This window comes from Burkholderia sp. APQ4-4ca, assembly GCF_057837105.1.
In genome coordinates this window covers 36,336-54,080 of the sequence record NZ_JBYQCG010000226.1, presented here as the reverse complement: position 1 = coordinate 54,080, position 17,745 = coordinate 36,336, and the positions used below count along the sequence as shown (strand labels likewise).

The window sequence follows — 17,745 nt, the reverse complement described above, 5'->3', positions numbered from 1 at the left end:
GATCCTGCACGAGTGGACGGGCCTCGACACGGTCGACATGCGTACGTGCGCAAGGACCAGGCCGAAACGAGCGTGCTGTTCGAGCTGATTGCCGAGCGGTACGAGCGTCGCAGTCTGCTGATCACGGCCAATCAGCCGTTCTCGGGCTGGAACGACGTGTTCCCCGATCCGTCGATGACGGTCGCCGCGATTGACCGGCTGGTGCATCACTCCACCATCTTTGAACTGAACGTCGAAAGCTACCGCCGTCGCAATGCCAGCGACAACAAGCGTCCGCGGCGGCGACAATTACCCGAAACCGAACAGGAGGAAACGACAATTACAGAAACCTGACTAACGACAATTACCCCATCCAACCGGCCAAGGTAATTGACGCTCGACCGGCCAAAGTAGTTGACGATCTACAGCGATCGAACCGCGCTGCAGCAGCGGGGGATTTGCGCTACGCTTGCCGCTTGATCAACGTTCCAACAAGCACGCCGTTCAGGCGTCATCCCGCCATGAAATTTTCCGTTCCCCTTGCCGCGGCAGCGTTGACCGCGGGGCTGCTGGTCGTCGCTTCTCCGTTGGCGTTCGCGCAGAATTCTCCGGGTGTGCCCGGCGGCATCCTGAGCGAACAGTTCCGCCTGAACGAACATCCGCAGATGCCGTTCGCGGCGTCGGCGCCGTCGGAGAAATACCAGAGCGGCAAGAAGTCCGCATTGCGCCGCAAGGGTGACCTGGGCGACCCGAACGGCTGCAACCTGAAGTGCCCGATGGATACCCGGTAACGCGCAGGCAGCGTGTCGGCGCTCCGAGCGGGGCGTCTGTCTTCTGCGCCGCGACCTGATCAACTGACAGACGCTGCGTACGTTTCCTCCCCATCCCGCTCGATTCGAGCCCCGCGAAGCCCGTCGCTTCGCGGGGCTCGTGCTTTTCGGCGAGCGTTCGTGCCATGCAAGCATGGAGGAGGCCGCCGTTTGCCGACGCCGCGCCGAAAGCAATTCAGGGTTAACCCGTAAATCAGGAAGGCTGTCTTCCTGAAACCTGCCTTATTCTTAAGCATCCACCTACATAAACTTCGGTTTGTCGGCGCTGATCAAGGTGTTCACCGCCGAATCAGACAAATCTGGAGGTAGGTCATCATGAAATCGCTCGTTCAAGCCGTCGTCGTTGCTGCAGCTCTCGTTGCTCCGGTCGTGTCGTTCGCCCAGTCGGGTTCGACGATCACCCGTGCGCAGGTCCGTGCCGAACTGGTTCAACTCCAGCAGGCCGGTTACAACACCGCCCGCGGCGAGGATCCGCATTATCCGGAAGCCATCCAGGCCGCAACGGCGCGTATCGCGGAGCAGCAGCGCGGTGCGCTCGCACAAGCGCAAGGCGCCGACGCCAGTGGCTACGGTGCGCAGGCACAGGGCGCATCGGCGTCGGGTTCGCGAGCAATGGGCGTACGCCCGGCCAGCGCGGAAGAAATGAAGTCGCTGTATCGCGGCAGCTAAGCCGCACATCGCCCGGTATGGGCGGCGCGGGCGCGGCGACGCGTCGTGCGTTGCCCGAAGCCTGGCCGCCGGGCCGGCCGCCGCCCGCGCAATCGATGATGGCCCGGGCGCGGCAGAAACATCGGTCACCTCCGGCCGCCGATACCGGCGGCATTCCGCCCGGCCCATCCGCGGCTGGGCGCTTTTTCGGAAGGGGAGGAGGCAGGCGTGCGCGTTTCGCCGGCAACAAAAAACCCCGCAGACTGGCGTCATGCGGGGTTCGTGCGACGAGCGCGGAATTTGGTGGAGGCGGCGGGAATCGAACCCGCGTCCAGAAGCGCTCCACGACTAGTTCTACATGTTTAGTCCAGTCTTTTGATTTAACCGCAGCGACGCGGACGAACACGCTGCACTACGGCGATTCGCTAGATTTTCGACCCTGGCGTCGCGACGCCGACAGGGCTTAACTGACGTAAATGACCTCTGGCGGTATTGCTACCGGTCTTGCGACACTAGCCCGTCAGTGAACTAGGCAGAGGACGGCGGCCCTTAGGCTGCCAGTGCGAACGTATCGTCGTTTGCAGTTACGATTTTCCCATTGATTAACGAGGTGACGGGTCCTCGACATGCCCTAGCCGCTTCACAACCCCTGTCGAAACCAGGTCGCCCCCGCGGATAAGATCGATCATTATAGCCCAACATCGCGCAGCAGGGCCTGCAGTTCCTGCGTCGTGTCGACGAGGTGCTGGGCCTGCCAGTCGGCCGGCGCGACGCCGTCGCCGCAATAGCCGTACGCGGCCGCGACGGTGGCCATCCCGGCGGCGCTGCCGGCCTGAATGTCGCGCAGGTCGTCGCCGACGTAGACGATGCGCGCGGGCGCGAGCGTCAGCTGGTCGGCCGCATGCAGCAGCGGGGCCGGATGCGGCTTCGGGTGCGGCGTTGTGTCGCCCCCGACGATGCAGGCCGCGCGCGGCGCGAGGCCGAGCAGTTCGACGAGCGGCGCCGTGAGCCGCATTGCCTTGTTCGTGACGATGCCCCAGCGCACCGCGCGCGCATCGAGTTCGTCGAGCACGTCGCCGATGCCGGGAAACAGCGTCGTATGCACGCAGAGGTCGGCCGCGTAGTTGGCCAGGAACTCGTCGCGCATCGCCTCGTAGCCGGGCGTGTGCGGATCGATGCCGAACGCGCCGCCGAGCAGCCCGCGCGCGCCGGCCGAGGCCAGCGGCCGCAGCACGTCGATCGACGTTTCGGGCAGGCCGCGCTCGCGCTGCATCTTGTTGACGGCTGCCGCGAGATCGGGCGCCGTGTCGGCGAGCGTGCCGTCCAGATCGAACAGGACCGCATCGCAGTGCAACAGGCGCGGTTCGTCTGCGATCCGCGCGGTCGAAAGGGGAGTCGTCATGCCGGTCAAAAGGTCATGCGCCGCGTCGGCATGCGACGAGGTAGTTGATGTCGGTGTCGTTGGACAGCGCAAAGCGCTTGCCGATCGGGTGATACGTGATGCCCTTGATCTCGGCGATGTGCAGATCCGTCGCGCGCACGAAGCCGGCCAGTTCCGACGGGCGGATGAAGCGTGCGTAATCGTGCGTGCCCTTCGGCAGCATTTGTGCGATGTATTCCGCGCCGATCACCGCGAACAGGTAGGACTTCAGGTTGCGGTTCAGCGTCGAGAAGAACACCCAGCCACCCGGCTTCACGAGCGTCGCGCACGCGGCCACGATGTCGCCGGGCGACGGCACGTGCTCGAGCATCTCCATGCACGTGACGACGTCGTAGGTGCCCGGTTCGCGCGCGGCGATCGCTTCGGCGGCGATCGCCTCGTAATCGACCGAAATGCCGCTTTCGAGGCTGTGCAGGTCGGCTACGCCGAGCGCTTCGGTCGACAGGTCGATGCCTTTCACCTGGGCGCCGAGTCCGGCCATCGATTCGGACAGGATGCCGCCGCCGCAGCCGATGTCGAGCACGCGCTTGCCGACCAGGTGCGCATGCGCGTCGATCCAGCCGAGCCGGACCGGGTTCAGGTCGTGCAGCGGTTTGAATTCGGCATTCGGATCCCACCACCGGTGGGCGAGGTCGCTGAATTTCTGGAGTTCGTGCGGATCGGCGTTGGTCATGTCGGCAAACGGGCTACGAGAGGAGGGCGGTGCTTCGGTGCGTCAGCCCCGAGTATATAAGCGGGCGGACGACGAGGCCAGCGAGCGCCTGGACGGGCGTCAATGAAAAAGCCCCGCCGGAGCGGGGCTTTGAAGCAGTCGAAAACCGCGGCTTAGTTTGCCGGAACGGTCGTCTTCTGCACTTGCTGCGTACCAACCACTTCGACTTCCACGCGGCGATCCGGTGCGAGGCAGGCGATGAGTTGCTTGCGGTTCTTCTGGTTGCAGCCAGTCGTAACCGGGTTGCGCTTGCCCTTGCCTTCCGTGTAGATCTTGTTGGCCGGCACACCCTTGCTGACCAGGTACGACTTCACGGCTTGCGCACGGCGCAGCGACAGACGGTCGTTGTACTTGTCCGAACCGATGCGGTCCGTGTAGCCCGTTGCGACGACCACTTCCGTGTTCATGCCTTCGATCTTCGAAGCCAGTTCGTCCAGCTTTTGCTTGCCCAGCGGCTTGAGCGTTGCCTTGTCGAAGTCGAACAGTGCATCAGCTTGATACGTGATCTTCTGGCTCGTGATGGCCGGAGCGACCGGAGCGACCGGCGGCTGCGGTGCCTGGGCGACCAGTGCGCCATCGCACTTCGCGTTGGCGGTGGCCGGCGTCCAGAACGCATCGCGCCAGCAGAGCTCGTTCGTGCCGTTCATCCACACCCATTCGCCCGTGCCGTTCACCCAGTTGTCATTGACGGCTTGACGCGACGCCGGCACCGACTGTGCCGAAGCGGATGCAGCCATAACTGCGGTAGCTGCAATGAACGCGAGCTTTGAAAGTTTATTCATATTTCTCCTCTCGAAATTGAGATTACCGCAGGTTTACTGCGAGCCTGTTGACGGTGACAAGTCATACATTGCTCGAAGTATAACATTGGTGCGGCACAAAAAACGCGGCACCGCTCTGTGTAGACTTCGAGCAGCGTCTAACTTTCAGTGCGTTGGCATTTTGCCATATCGTTCCCTTCCTACGAAAAAAAATCCTCCCCACCCCAAGATCGCTTCAACTTTGTGGTGCATGCGCAACACCGGCCTGCCGTAACTTTTAGAGATTGTCAAGAGCAGGGCGGCGAAATCGCGCGATCGCGTGCAGTTGTTTACTCGTGCGCGGGAAACATGGCGGATGCGATCGCCTTCGACGTCGCGTCGCGTGCCATTTCGCCGGTGCGGATTCCGACCGATGATGTCGGCCGATTCGTCGCGGCCGCGATTTTTGCTGTTTACATATAGAGGGGGAGGCGGATTGGCGGCTGATGGGCGCATGTTAGAATCTCGCGTTGCGTTGCGCATGCAGCGCCCACGCGAAAGGCGTTCGCCGTCTTCGCTCCGAAACGATACGGATACATGGATCAATTCGCCAAAGAGACCCTGCCCACCTCCCTAGAGGAGGAAATGCGCCGTTCGTATCTCGATTACGCGATGAGCGTGATCGTCGGACGTGCCCTCCCGGATGTCCGCGATGGCCTCAAGCCCGTGCACCGGCGCGTGTTGTTCGCGATGCATGAACTGAACAACGACTGGAACCGCGCGTACAAGAAGTCGGCGCGTATCGTCGGCGACGTGATCGGTAAATACCACCCGCACGGCGATACCGCGGTCTACGACACGATCGTGCGGATGGCGCAGGATTTCTCGCTGCGCTACATGCTGATCGACGGGCAGGGCAACTTCGGCTCGATCGACGGCGACAATGCCGCGGCGATGCGTTACACCGAAATTCGCATGGCGAAGATCGGTCACGAGCTGCTCGCCGACATCGACAAGGAAACGGTCGATTTCGAGCCGAACTACGACGGCAACGAAATGCAGCCGTCGGTCCTGCCGTCGCGCATTCCGAACCTGCTGATCAACGGCTCGTCGGGCATCGCGGTCGGCATGGCGACCAACATCCCGCCGCACAACCTGAACGAAGTCGTCGACGCGTGCCAGCATCTGCTCGGCAACCCGGAGGCGACGATCGACGAGCTGATCGAGATCATCCCCGCGCCGGACTTCCCGACGGCCGGCATCATCTACGGCGTCGCCGGCGTGCGCGACGGCTATCGCACCGGGCGCGGCCGCGTCGTGATGCGGGCGGCCACGCACTTCGAGGAGATCGACCGCGGTCAGCGGATGGCGATCATCGTCGACGAGCTGCCGTACCAGGTGAACAAGCGCTCGCTGCTCGAGCGGATCGCCGAGCTCGTCAACGAAAAGAAGCTCGAAGGCATTTCCGACATCCGCGACGAGTCCGACAAGAGCGGCATGCGCGTGGTGATCGAGCTCAAGCGCGGCGAAGTGCCGGAAGTGGTGCTGAACAACCTGTACAAGGCGACGCAGCTGCAGGACACGTTCGGCATGAACATGGTCGCGCTGGTCGACGGCCAGCCGAAGCTGCTGAACCTGAAGGAAATCCTGCAGTGCTTCCTGTCGCACCGACGCGAAGTGCTGACGCGCCGCACGATCTACGAACTGCGCAAGGCCCGCGAACGCGGCCACGTGCTCGAAGGTCTCGCGGTCGCGCTCGCGAACATCGACGAGTTCATCGCGATCATCAAGGCTGCGCCGACGCCGCCGATCGCGAAGCAGGAGTTGATGGCCAAGCCGTGGGATTCGTCGCTCGTGCGCGAGATGCTGACGCGCGCCGAGAGTGAGAACGCGGCGGCCGGCGGCCGTTCCGCGTACCGTCCGGAAGGCCTGAACCCGGCGTTCGGGATGCAGACCGACGGGCTGTATCGCCTGTCCGACACGCAGGCGCAGGAAATCCTGCAGATGCGTCTGCAGCGCCTGACCGGCCTCGAGCAGGACAAGATCATCGGCGAGTACCGCGACGTGATGGCACAGATCGCCGACCTGCTGGACATCCTCGCGCGCCCCGAGCGGATCACGACGATGATCGGCGACGAGCTGACCTCGGTGAAGGCCGAATTCGGCGACGCGCGCCGCTCGAGGATCGAGCTGAACGCGACCGAGCTGAACACCGAGGATCTGATCACGCCGCAGGACATGGTCGTCACGATGTCGCACGCGGGCTACGTGAAGTCGCAGCCGCTGTCCGAGTACCGTGCGCAGAAGCGCGGCGGCCGCGGCAAGCAGGCGACGCAGATGAAGGAAGACGACTGGATCGAGACGCTCTTCATCGCGAACACGCACGACTACATCCTCTGCTTCTCGAATCGCGGCCGCGTGTACTGGGTCAAGGTCTACGAAGTGCCGCAGGGTTCGCGCAACTCGCGCGGTCGCCCGATCGTCAACATGTTCCCGCTGCAGGAAGGCGAGAAGATCAACGTCGTGCTGCCGGTCAAGGAATTCTCGGCCGACAAGTTCATCTTCATGGCGACGTCGCTCGGCACCGTGAAGAAGACGCCGCTCGAAGCGTTCAGCCGCCCGATGAAGAAAGGCATCATCGCGGTCGGCCTCGACGACGGCGACTACCTGATCGGTGCGTCGATCACCGACGGCGCGCACGACGTGATGCTGTTCTCGGACTCCGGCAAGGCCGTGCGTTTCGACGAGAACGACGTGCGTCCGATGGGGCGCGAGGCGCGCGGCGTGCGCGGCATGCAGCTCGAGGACGGGCAGCAGGTCATCGCGATGCTGGTCGCGGGCAGCGAGGAGCAGACCGTGCTCACCGCCACCGAAAACGGCTACGGCAAGCGCACGCCGATCACCGAGTACACGCGCCATGGCCGCGGCACCAAGGGTATGATCGCGATCCAGACGTCCGAGCGCAACGGCAAGGTCGTGGCCGCTACGCTCGTTGACGCCGAGGATCAGATCATGCTGATCACGACGGCCGGCGTGTTGATTCGCACCCGTGTTTCCGAGATACGCGAGATGGGTCGCGCCACGCAAGGTGTTACACTCATCAGTCTCGATGAGGGTACGAAGCTCTCTGGCCTGCAGCAGATCGCGGAGGCCGAAGAGGGAGAGGGCGAGGCCGACGAGGCGTCGGACGGCGAAGCCTGAAGAACGGATGAGACTCTGGCCGCCGCGGGCGCAAAGCGCCGCGGCCGGCGAGCAACCATTCATATTTCCAAAAGGGAGTGATGATGCAAAAGCAATTCAAGCAACTGGTTCTGCTGGCTGCACTGGTGCCGACGTTTGCGATGGCGCAAGCGCTGTCGAATTCCGCACCGGCTGCTCCGGCGGCAGCTGCGCCGATCGACGCCGACAAGAAGGCAGCGATCAAGGATCTGCTCGACGCGATCGACGCGCCGAAGCTCGTGTCGGCAATCGGCAACAGCGCCGAAATGCAGGCGAAGCAGCTCGTGCCGGCCATCTTGTCGGACGCGCTGTCGGAAAACAAGACGCTGAACGACAAGCAGAAGCAGGCTGCCGTTCCGACGCTGCAGAAGAACGCGGTGCCGAAGCTGGTCGACGGCGCGGGCAAGGTGTTCGGCACGCAGCAGTTCCAGAGCGACGCGATGTCGGCTCAGTACGACGCATACGCGAAGTACTACAGCACGTCGGAGATCAAGGATCTGACGACGTTCTACAAGAGCCCGACGGGCCGCAAGTTCATCCAGGTTCAGGATCAGGTCGGTCGCGACGTGGTCAACGGCCTGATGCAGAAGTACATGCCGCAAGCGATCCAGGCAACGCGTACGCAGGCTGACAAGGAAGTCGCAGCAGTCAAGCCGGGCAAGTAAGCTGTCCGGGCGCGCCCCCGGCCGTTCGGCCGGGTTTGGCGGGAGCCTGACGACAGTGCGATAATGGCCGTTTGCGCGCGAGCGCAAGCGGCCGTTTCTTTTCTGGCGCGGTCTGCCGGCGCAAGCCGGTCGCGTCCCTCCCGAGGTTTTCACGATGCGCGTCTTTAATTTCTCCGCCGGCCCTGCGGCGATGCCCGAGGAAGTGCTGCGGCAGGCCGCCGACGAAATGCTCGACTGGCACGGCAGCGGCATGAGCGTGATGGAGATGAGCCATCGCGGCAAGGAATTCATGTCGATCCACGAGGCCGCGCTGACCGACCTGCGCGACCTGCTCGACGTGCCGGCGAGCCACCGGATCCTGTTCCTGCAGGGCGGCGGCATCGCGGAAAACGCGATCGTGCCGATGAACCTGCTCGGCGCGCGCAAGACGGCCGACTTCGTCGTGACGGGTTCGTGGTCGCAGAAATCGTTCAACGAGGCGAAGAAGTTCTGCACGCCGCATCTGGCCGCGAGCGGCAAGACGGAAGACGGCTTCACGCGTGCGCCCGCGCGCGCCGAGTGGCAGCTGTCGGACGATCCGGCCTACGTGCATCTGTGCACCAACGAGACGATCGATGGCGTCGAGACGTTCGAGATCCCCGATCTCGGCGACGTGCCGCTGGTCGCGGACGTCTCGTCGCACATCCTGTCGCGCCCGATGGACGTCGCGAAGTACGGCGTGCTGTTCGGCGGCGCGCAGAAGAACATCGGGATGGCCGGCGTGACGGTCGTAATCGTGCGCGAGGATCTGCTCGATCGCGCGCTGTCGATCTGCCCGTCCGCGTTCGAATGGAAGACCATCGCCGCGAACAATTCGCTGTACAACACGCCGCCCACCTACGCGATCTACATCGCGGGCCTCGTGTTCCAGTGGCTGAAGCGGCAGGGCGGCCTCGAAGCGATCGAGGCTCGCAACATCGAAAAATCGAAGCTGCTCTACGACACGATCGACGCGAGCAGCTTCTATCTGAACAAGGTCGAGCCGGCAGCGCGTTCGCGGATGAACGTGCCGTTTTTCCTGGCCGACGAAACGCGCAACGAAGACTTCCTTGCCGGCGCAAAGGCGCGCGGGCTGCTGCAGCTGAAGGGCCACAAGTCCGTCGGCGGCATGCGGGCGTCGATCTACAACGCGGTGCCGCTCGAGGGCGTGAAGGCGCTCGTCGAGTACATGAAGGACTTCGAGCAGCGCGGCGCCTGACGGCGGCGCGGTTCAAACAGCACGGCAAAACGCATGGACGACGAACTGAATTCCCGCCTGAAACCGCTGCGCGACCGCATCGACGCGATCGACGCGCAGCTGATCGCGCTCCTGAACCAGCGCGCCGCGGTGGCGCTCGAGGTGGGCGAGGTCAAGAAGCATTTCAACGCGCCGGTGTTCCGGCCGGAGCGCGAGCTGCAGGTGATCGCGCGGCTGCAGGACATGAGCGCCGGGCCGCTCGCGAGCGAGCACATCAGCGCCATCTGGCGCGAGATCATGGCGGCGAGCCGCGCGCTCGAGCAGACGATCCACGTCGCGTTCCTCGGGCCGGTCGGCACGTACAGCGAACAGGCGATGCTCGAGTATTTCGGGCAGTCGATCGAAGGGCTGCCGTGCCCGTCGATCGACGAGGTGTTCCGCTCGGTCGAGGCCGGTGCGTCCGCGTTCGGTATCGCGCCGGTCGAGAATTCGACCGAAGGCGCCGTATCGCGCACGCTCGACCTGCTGCTGCAGACCCAACTGGTGATCAGCGGCGAACTCGCGCTGCCGATCCATCACAACCTGCTCACGCAGAGCGGCACGCTCGACGGCGTGAAGCGCGTCTGCGCGCATGCGCAGGCACTCGCGCAATGCCAGCAGTGGCTCGCGGCGAATGCGCCGCAGCTCGAGCGGCAGGCCGTGGCGAGCAACGCGGAGGCCGCGCGCCTCGCGGCGGCCGACCCGACCGTCGCGGCGATCGCCGGCGATCGCGCGGCCGCACACTATGGATTGCAGATCGCGTTCTCGCTGATTCAGGACGATCCGCACAACCGCACGCGCTTCGTGATCGTCGGCAAGCAGCCGGCCGGCCAGAGCGGTCACGACCAGACGTCGTTGATCGTGTCCGTGAAGAACGAGCCGGGCGCCGTGTTCAAGCTGCTCGAGCCGCTCGCGCGGCACGGCGTGTCGATGACGCGCTTCGAGTCGCGTCCGGCCCGCGTCGGCACGTGGGAGTACTACTTCTACATCGACATCGAAGGGCATCGCGACGATGCGGCGGTGGCGGCCGCGCTCGCGGAACTCGGCCAGAAGGCCGCGTTCCTGAAGATACTCGGTTCGTATCCTCGCGCACGCTGACGCGCGGCGGCCGTCGCATGCTTGGCGCAGGCGGGGCGGCCGGGCGGGCAGGGCAGGCCGATCGGCGCTGTCGAAGGCGGGTTCGGGCGGTATCTGGCGCAAGTTGCGCCGGGTGCGGGCCCGTTGCCCGGAATCTGGAATTCCGCGTGCGGGGCGTCGTTTCGCGCGCGTAACTTGGCTCTTGTCGTGTCAGGCTTTGCATTCAACAAACTGGTCATCTTCGGCGTCGGCCTGATCGGCGGATCGCTGGCCCGCGCGCTGCGCGAGCGCGCGCCGGGCGGCGCGGGCGAGATCGCCGGCGTCGGTCGTTCGCGTGCGTCGGTCGAGCGCGCGCTGTCGCTCGGCGTGATCGACCGCGCGGCGGCGCTCGACGACGACGCGCAGTTGCGCGACGCGCTCGCCGGCGCCGATTTCGTCCTGCTGGCCGCGCCCGTCGCGCAGACGGGCCCGTTGCTCGCGCGCATCGCGCCGTGGCTCGACGGCGCGACGATCGTCACCGATGCGGGCAGCACCAAGTCCGACGTCGTCGCGGCCGCGCGCGACGCGCTCGGCGAGCGGATCGCGCAGTTCGTGCCCGGTCATCCGATCGCGGGGCGCGAATCGAGCGGTGTCGAGGCAGCGTTGCCGGATCTCTACGTCGGCCGCAACGTCGTGCTGTGTCCGCTGCCGGAGAACGCGCCCGACGCGGTGGCCCGGATCGACGCGATGTGGCGCGCGACCGGCGCCGACGTGCGCATGATGAGCACCGAGCAGCACGATCGCGTATTTGCATCGATCAGCCATCTGCCGCACGTGCTGTCGTTCGCGCTCGTCGAGCAGATTCTCGGCGAGGCCGACGCGGAACTGAAATTCTCGTACGCGGCCGGCGGTTTCCGCGATTTCACGCGCATCGCGGCGTCGAACCCGGAAATGTGGCGCGACGTGTGCGTTGCGAACCGCGCGGCGCTGCTCGACGAACTCGACGGCTATACGCGCGTGCTCACGCGGCTGCGCGCGGCGATCGACGCCGGCGACGGCGCGGCGCTCGAAGCCGTATTCACGCGCTCGCGCGCCGCACGCAAGGCATGGCAGGAGCGCGGCGGCGCGCCCGCCGCCGAACCGGTCAAGAAATAACAGGACGATTCCCATGGACTACCTCGATCTCGGCCCGTACTCCAGCGCTTCGGGCACCGTGCGCCTGCCCGGCTCGAAGAGCATTTCGAACCGCGTGCTGCTGCTCGCGGCGCTCGCCGAAGGCGAAACGACGATCACCAACCTGCTCGACTCCGACGACACGCGCGTGATGCTCGACGCACTCGGAAAGCTCGGCGTGAAGCTCGCGCGCGACGGCGACACCTGTGTGGTCGCCGGCACGCGCGGCGCATTCACCGCGAAGACGGCCGACCTGTTTCTCGGCAACGCGGGCACGGCCGTCCGGCCGCTGACCGCCGCGCTCGCGGTAAACGGCGGCGACTATCGCGTGCACGGCGTGCCGCGCATGCATGAACGGCCGATCGGCGATCTCGTCGACGGCTTGCGCCAGATCGGCGCGCAGATCGACTACGAGCTGAACGAAGGCTACCCGCCGCTGCGGATCAAGCCCGCGACGATTTCGGTCGATGCGCCGATCCGCGTGCGCGGCGACGTGTCGAGCCAGTTCCTCACCGCGCTGCTGATGACGTTGCCGCTCGTGAAGGCGAAGGACGGCAGGACCGTCGTCGAAGTCGACGGCGAGCTGATCTCGAAGCCGTACATCGACATCACGATCCGGTTGATGGCGCGCTTCGGCGTGACCGTCGAGCGCGACGGCTGGCAGCGTTTCGTCGTGCCGGCCGGCGTTCGCTACCGCTCGCCGGGGCGGATCATGGTCGAGGGCGACGCGTCGTCCGCGTCGTACTTCCTCGCGGCCGGCGCGCTGGGCGGTGGCCCGCTGCGGGTCGAGGGCGTCGGGCGGGCGAGCATCCAGGGCGACGTCGGTTTCGCGAACGCGCTGATGCAGATGGGCGCGAACGTGACGATGGGCGACGACTGGATCGACGTGCGCGGCATCGGCCACGATCACGGCAAGCTCGAGCCGATCGACATGGACTTCAACCTGATTCCCGACGCGGCGATGACCATCGCGGTCGCGGCGCTGTTCGCGAACGGCACGAGCACGCTGCGCAACATCGCGAGCTGGCGCGTGAAGGAGACGGACCGCATCGCCGCGATGGCGACCGAGTTGCGCAAGGTCGGCGCGATCGTCGAGGAAGGCCCCGACTATCTCGTCGTCACGCCGCCGGAAAAGCTCACGCCGAACGCGGCGATCGATACGTACGACGATCACCGGATGGCGATGTGCTTCTCGCTCGTCAGCCTGGGCGGCGTGCCCGTGCGGATCAACGATCCGAAGTGCGTCGGCAAGACGTTCCCCGACTATTTCGACCGCTTCGCCGCGCTCGCCAAGGCCTGACCCGACTGACCCGATGAAATCGACCCGACCCTTTCACCCGACCCCCGTCATCACGATCGACGGCCCGACCGCTTCCGGCAAGGGGACCGTCGCGGCGCTCGTCGCCGCGCACCTCGGCTTCCACCTGCTCGACAGCGGCGCGCTGTACCGGCTCGCCGCGCTCGCGAGCGTGCGCTACGGGATCGCCGCGGAAGACATCGACGCGCTGGTGAAGCTGATCGACGATCTGCACATCACGTTCCGTGAAGGTTGCGCGCAGCTCGACGGCGTCGACGTGTCGAACGACATTCGTGCCGAAGCGGTCGGCAACCGCGCGTCGGCGATCGCCGTGCACGGCCCCGTGCGCACCGCGCTCGTCGCGCGCCAGCGCGCGTTCCGCAAGACGCCGGGCCTCGTCGCGGACGGGCGCGACATGGGCACGGTGATCTTCCCGGACGCCGTGCTGAAGGTGTTCCTGACGGCCAGCGCCGAGGCGCGCGCGGCCAGGCGGCATAAGCAATTGATGCAAAAAGGTTTTTCTGCTAATATAGATGACTTGCTCCGGGATCTTCGTGAACGTGACGCGCGCGACAGCAATCGCGCAGCCGCGCCGCTGAAGCCTGCGGCAGATGCCAAGCTGCTCGATACGTCGGCGCTTTCGGTCGATGAAGCCGTCGACCAGGTGCTGCAGTGGTACCGGGCGCTCGGCCAGCCCGCCTGAGAAGGCGGGCAGCGGTAGGTGCTCCGCGTCGCAAGCGCGGAGCGTGTTTCGAACCCTTAACCCCGTGTGGTCCTCGATCTGGCCCTTTCAGCCTGCCATTCCGGCCGGCGTGGCACAGCGAGCCATGCACAATCAGATTTTTATGTCCGACCTGCAAACCTCCACCCCGAATACCGAATCCTTTGCGGCTCTGTTCGAAGAGTCGCTGACCCGCCAAGACATGCGCGCCGGCGAAGTGATTTCCGCCGAAGTCGTGCGCGTCGACCACAACTTCGTGGTCGTCAATGCAGGCCTGAAGTCCGAGGCTTACATTCCGATCGAGGAATTCCTGAACGATCAGGGCGAGGTTGAGGTGCAGTCGGGCGATTTCGTGTCCGTCGCGATCGACGCACTCGAAAACGGCTACGGCGACACGATCCTGTCGCGCGACAAGGCAAAGCGCCTTGCATCGTGGCTGTCGCTGGAAAAGGCGCTCGACAACAACGAACTCGTCACCGGCACGATCACCGGCAAGGTGAAGGGCGGCATGACCGTGATGGTCAACGGCATCCGCGCGTTCCTGCCGGGTTCGCTGGTCGACACGCGTCCGGTCAAGGACACGACGCCGTACGAAGGCAAGACGCTCGAGTTCCGCGTGATCAAGCTCGATCGCAAGCGTAACAACGTCGTGCTGTCGCGTCGTGCAGTGATCGAGGCAACCCAAGGCGAAGAGCGCGCGAAGCTGCTCGAGACGCTGAAGGAAGGCGCGATCGTCAACGGCGTGGTCAAGAACATCACCGATTACGGCGCGTTCGTCGACCTCGGCGGCATCGACGGCCTGCTGCACATCACCGACATCGCATGGCGTCGCGTGCGTCACCCGAGCGAAGTCCTGTCGGTTGGCCAGGAAGTCACCGCGAAGATCCTCAAGTTCGACCAAGAGAAGAACCGCGTGTCGCTGGGCATCAAGCAACTGGGCGACGATCCGTGGGAAGGCATCTCGCGCCGTTACCCGTCGGGCACGCGCCTGTTCGGCAAGGTCACGAACATCACCGACTACGGCGCATTCGTCGAAGTGGAATCGGGCATCGAAGGCCTCGTCCACGTGTCGGAAATGGACTGGACCAACAAGAACGTTGCGCCGTCGAAGGTTGTCCAGCTGGGCGACGAAGTCGAAGTCATGGTCCTCGAGATCGACGAAGACCGTCGTCGTATCAGCCTCGGCATGAAGCAGTGCAAGCCGAATCCGTGGGATGACTTCAGCCGCAACTTCAAGAAGGGCGACAAGATCACGGGCGCAATCAAGTCGATCACCGACTTCGGCGTGTTCATCGGTCTGCCGGGCGGCATCGACGGCCTGGTCCACCTGTCGGACCTGTCGTGGAGCGAAGCCGGCGAAGAAGCCGTTCGCAAGTACAAGAAGGGCGACGAAGTCGAAGCGATCGTGCTCGGTATCGACGTCGAGAAGGAGCGCATTTCGCTCGGCATCAAGCAGCTCGAAGGCGACCCGTTCAGTAACTACGTTGCAATGAACGACAAGGGCTCGATCGTCGACGGCGTTGTGAAGACGGTCGATGCGAAGGGTGCGGTCGTCACGCTGACGGGCGACATCGAAGGCTACCTGCGCGCATCGGAAATCTCGCAGGATCGCGTCGAAGATGCACGCAACGTGCTGAAGGAAGGCGACAAGGTCAACGCGATGGTGATCAACATCGATCGCAAGTCGCGCGGCATCAACCTGTCAATCAAGGCGAAGGATTCGGCTGAACAACAGGAAGCGATCCGCGGCCTGCAGTCGGACTCCAGCGCTGCTGCGACCGGTACGACCAACCTCGGCGCGCTGCTGAAGGCGAAGCTCGACGGCCAGAACCAGTAAGCCTTACGAGGTCTGCTGAAGTATGACCAAATCCGAGTTGGTCGCGCAGCTGGCATCGCGATTTCCGCAACTTGTCCTCAAGGATGCGGATTTCGCGGTGAAAACGATGCTCGATGCGATGTCCGACGCCCTGGCGAAAGGGCATCGCATTGAAATTCGGGGTTTCGGCAGCTTCGGCCTCAATCGTCGCCCGGCGCGCGTCGGACGCAACCCGAAGTCGGGGGAGAAAGTGCAGGTGCCCGAGAAGTTCGTGCCGCACTTCAAACCGGGCAAGGAATTGCGTGAACGCGTCGACGGCCGCGCCGGTGAACCGCTGAAGGCTGACGATCCGGACGACGAGCATTGAGCGTCGTTCCGTGTGCCCGGAACCTGTCCGGCGAAGGCTGAAAAGAAAAGCGCCCCTTGCGGGCGCTTTTTTCATTTCCGGCGGCATGTCCGGCAACCGACCCGCAATGCTGCGCACAGGATGTGCGCAGCCGCGGAAACGCTTCCTTTACAATACGGGTCGATTCGGTGCGACGAAGGGGAGTCGCGCGCCGCGGCAAACCTCAACAAAGAGAGGGCTTCATGAAGTTTATCGTCTGGCTGATCCGGGTATTGGTGTTCGTCCTGCTGCTGGTGCTTGCGCTGGCCAATACACAAACCGCGACGCTGAATTTCGTTGCCGGCTACGCATGGCAAGCGCCGCTGATCCTGATCGGCCTGGCATTCTTCGCCGTGGGGCTGCTGGCCGGCCTGCTGTCCGCGCTGCCTTCGATCTTCCGTCTGCGTCTCGAGAACGGGCGTTTGAAGCGCGATTTGCGTGCGGCGCGCGAAACGCCTGCCGTTATCGATCAGCCGCCGATGCCGCCCGTCATTTAACCCGGACGCCGCGCGATCAATCGCGCGGTTTTCGTCTCTGCTTCGATATTTCGCATGGATCTGGATTTCTGGTGGTTGCTCGCGATTCCGGTCGCGTTCGCGCTCGGTTGGGCGGCGTCACGCTATGACCTGAAGAATCTCCTGTCGGAGAGCGCCAACCTGCCGCGCTCGTATTTTCGCGGCCTGAATTTTCTGTTGAACGAACAACCCGACAAGGCGATCGATGCGTTCATCGAGGTGGCCAAGCTCGACCCCGAAACGGTCGAACTGCACTTCGCGCTCGGCAACCTGTTTCGCCGCCGCGGCGAGACCGACCGCGCGATTCGCGTGCACCAGAACCTGCTGAGCCGTACCGATCTGCCGGTCAACGAGCGCGACCACGCGCTGTACGAACTGGGCCAGGATTTCCTGAAAGCCGGGCTGCTGGATCGCGCCGAAGAGGCGTTCCACAAGCTCGCGGACGGCGACTACGCGCTCGGCGCACAGCGGGCGCTGCTGACGATCTACGAAATCGAGAAGGACTGGAACAAGTCGATCGATACGGCGAAACGCATCGAATCGATGAGCGACAAGCCGCTTGGCATCGAAATTGCGCAGTTTCACTGCGAACTCGCGCAGGACGCGCTGCAGCGCAAGCATGCCGCGGCGGCGGCCGAGCAGTTGCGCCTTGCGCTGACCGTGAATCCGCAGAATGTCCGTGCGACGATCCTGTCGGGCGACGCGGCGCAAGCGGCGGGCGACCATGCGGCCGCGATCGAGCACTGGAAGCGCGTCGAAGCGCAGAACCCGGCGTATCTGCCGCTCGTTGCGGACAAGCTGATGAAGGCGTATGTCGCGCTCGGCAAGAACGTCGAAGGCGCCGAACTGCTGATGGGGTATGTCGATCGTTATCCGTCGAACGACCTGCTCGACATCGCCTATCAGCATATTGCCGGGTTGCGCGGCCAGGATGCGGCGCACACGCTCGCACGCACGCAGATGGAAAAGTCGCCGAACCTGTCGGGAATGCTGCACCTGCTCGATGCGCAGATCGCGGCGGCCGACGAACCGCGCCGTAAGGAGCTTGAAATGATGCGTGCGCTGATCAAGCAGCGCACGAAAAATCTGCCACGGTATACGTGCCAGAATTGCGGTTTCCGGGCACGCCTCTTCTACTGGCAGTGCCCCGGATGCAGCGGCTGGGAAACCTATGCGCCACGCCGCGTCGAACCCGCGATGCCGGGCTGATCCGGGCACGCGGAGCCAACGCGCTGCGGTTGCCGCCGGGTCCGGCCCGGCGGCCAAGTTAGTCAATTACCGGGAAGTCCGGAA

At 64.6% G+C, this 17,745-nt stretch carries 17 protein-coding genes and 1 other RNA gene; 14 read left to right on the top strand and 4 right to left on the bottom strand.

Annotated features, from left to right (window positions below):
• The 3 genes from AC3IFE_RS26125 to AC3IFE_RS26115 all read left to right on the top strand — a co-directional run.
• A partial coding sequence (locus tag AC3IFE_RS26125) for an ATP-binding protein (RefSeq protein WP_489192917.1) occupies nt 1-333 on the top strand: 333 nt, incomplete at its 5' end.
• A 167-nt stretch (nt 334-500) separates the two neighbouring features.
• On the top strand, nt 501-770 hold the full coding sequence (locus AC3IFE_RS26120; protein WP_011544877.1) for a hypothetical protein: 270 nt from the start codon (nt 501-503) through the stop codon (nt 768-770).
• A 354-nt stretch (nt 771-1,124) separates the two neighbouring features.
• Nucleotides 1,125-1,478: a DUF4148 domain-containing protein gene (locus AC3IFE_RS26115; RefSeq protein WP_489192915.1), complete on the top strand. Its 354-nt coding sequence runs from the start codon at nt 1,125-1,127 to the stop codon at nt 1,476-1,478.
• 280 nt (nt 1,479-1,758) lie between these two features.
• Here the strand turns inward: AC3IFE_RS26115 and ssrA are convergent.
• The 4 genes from ssrA to ompA all read right to left on the bottom strand — a co-directional run bounded on the left by ssrA (nt 1,759) and on the right by ompA (nt 4,392).
• Nucleotides 1,759-2,128: a transfer-messenger RNA gene (ssrA, locus tag AC3IFE_RS26110) on the bottom strand.
• A gap of 17 nt (nt 2,129-2,145) precedes the next feature.
• Nucleotides 2,146-2,859: a phosphoglycolate phosphatase gene (gene gph, locus AC3IFE_RS26105; protein WP_489192913.1), complete on the bottom strand. Its 714-nt coding sequence runs from the start codon at nt 2,857-2,859 to the stop codon at nt 2,146-2,148.
• 13 nt (nt 2,860-2,872) lie between these two features.
• The gene (gene ubiG / locus AC3IFE_RS26100; RefSeq protein WP_301739505.1) at nt 2,873-3,571 is read right to left on the bottom strand and encodes a bifunctional 2-polyprenyl-6-hydroxyphenol methylase/3-demethylubiquinol 3-O-methyltransferase UbiG; all 699 of its coding nucleotides are present in this window, start codon (nt 3,569-3,571) and stop codon (nt 2,873-2,875) included.
• Nucleotides 3,572-3,723: 152 nt separating this feature from the next.
• Nucleotides 3,724-4,392: an outer membrane protein OmpA gene (gene ompA / locus AC3IFE_RS26095; RefSeq protein WP_006476579.1), complete on the bottom strand. Its 669-nt coding sequence runs from the start codon at nt 4,390-4,392 to the stop codon at nt 3,724-3,726.
• Between the two features lie 555 nt (nt 4,393-4,947).
• On the opposite strand from ompA, the gene gyrA reads away from it, so the two are divergent.
• The 11 genes from gyrA (at nt 4,948) to lapB (ending at nt 17,661) form a co-directional block, all read left to right on the top strand.
• Nucleotides 4,948-7,551: a DNA gyrase subunit A gene (gene gyrA, locus AC3IFE_RS26090; protein WP_489192910.1), complete on the top strand. Its 2,604-nt coding sequence runs from the start codon at nt 4,948-4,950 to the stop codon at nt 7,549-7,551.
• An 83-nt stretch (nt 7,552-7,634) separates the two neighbouring features.
• Nucleotides 7,635-8,234: a DUF2059 domain-containing protein gene (locus tag AC3IFE_RS26085; RefSeq protein ID WP_006486966.1), complete on the top strand. Its 600-nt coding sequence runs from the start codon at nt 7,635-7,637 to the stop codon at nt 8,232-8,234.
• A gap of 154 nt (nt 8,235-8,388) precedes the next feature.
• A complete protein-coding gene (gene serC / locus AC3IFE_RS26080; protein ID WP_489192907.1) occupies nt 8,389-9,471 on the top strand; it encodes a 3-phosphoserine/phosphohydroxythreonine transaminase in 1,083 nt (360 codons plus the stop codon).
• Between the two features lie 33 nt (nt 9,472-9,504).
• Nucleotides 9,505-10,587 (top strand): prephenate dehydratase, encoded by a 1,083-nt coding sequence (gene pheA / locus AC3IFE_RS26075; protein WP_034206715.1) that lies wholly within the window; start codon nt 9,505-9,507, stop codon nt 10,585-10,587.
• A 186-nt stretch (nt 10,588-10,773) separates the two neighbouring features.
• Nucleotides 10,774-11,700: a prephenate dehydrogenase gene (locus AC3IFE_RS26070; protein ID WP_489192905.1), complete on the top strand. Its 927-nt coding sequence runs from the start codon at nt 10,774-10,776 to the stop codon at nt 11,698-11,700.
• Between the two features lie 13 nt (nt 11,701-11,713).
• Nucleotides 11,714-13,018 carry a 3-phosphoshikimate 1-carboxyvinyltransferase gene (gene aroA / locus AC3IFE_RS26065; protein WP_089466931.1) on the top strand — a complete coding sequence of 435 codons (1,305 nt, stop codon included), beginning with the start codon at nt 11,714-11,716 and terminating at the stop codon, nt 13,016-13,018.
• A gap of 13 nt (nt 13,019-13,031) precedes the next feature.
• Nucleotides 13,032-13,718: a (d)CMP kinase gene (cmk, locus tag AC3IFE_RS26060; RefSeq protein ID WP_044844836.1), complete on the top strand. Its 687-nt coding sequence runs from the start codon at nt 13,032-13,034 to the stop codon at nt 13,716-13,718.
• 142 nt (nt 13,719-13,860) lie between these two features.
• Nucleotides 13,861-15,573 carry a 30S ribosomal protein S1 gene (gene rpsA, locus AC3IFE_RS26055; RefSeq protein WP_011544885.1) on the top strand — a complete coding sequence of 571 codons (1,713 nt, stop codon included), beginning with the start codon at nt 13,861-13,863 and terminating at the stop codon, nt 15,571-15,573.
• A 22-nt stretch (nt 15,574-15,595) separates the two neighbouring features.
• On the top strand, nt 15,596-15,919 hold the full coding sequence (locus AC3IFE_RS26050) for an integration host factor subunit beta (RefSeq protein WP_089466932.1): 324 nt from the start codon (nt 15,596-15,598) through the stop codon (nt 15,917-15,919).
• Between the two features lie 221 nt (nt 15,920-16,140).
• Nucleotides 16,141-16,434: a lipopolysaccharide assembly protein LapA domain-containing protein gene (locus AC3IFE_RS26045; RefSeq protein ID WP_012328123.1), complete on the top strand. Its 294-nt coding sequence runs from the start codon at nt 16,141-16,143 to the stop codon at nt 16,432-16,434.
• 54 nt (nt 16,435-16,488) lie between these two features.
• Nucleotides 16,489-17,661, top strand: a complete 1,173-nt coding sequence (lapB, locus tag AC3IFE_RS26040) for a lipopolysaccharide assembly protein LapB (protein WP_089466933.1) — start codon at nt 16,489-16,491, stop codon at nt 17,659-17,661.
• The last annotated feature ends 84 nt before the right edge of the window (nt 17,662-17,745 follow it).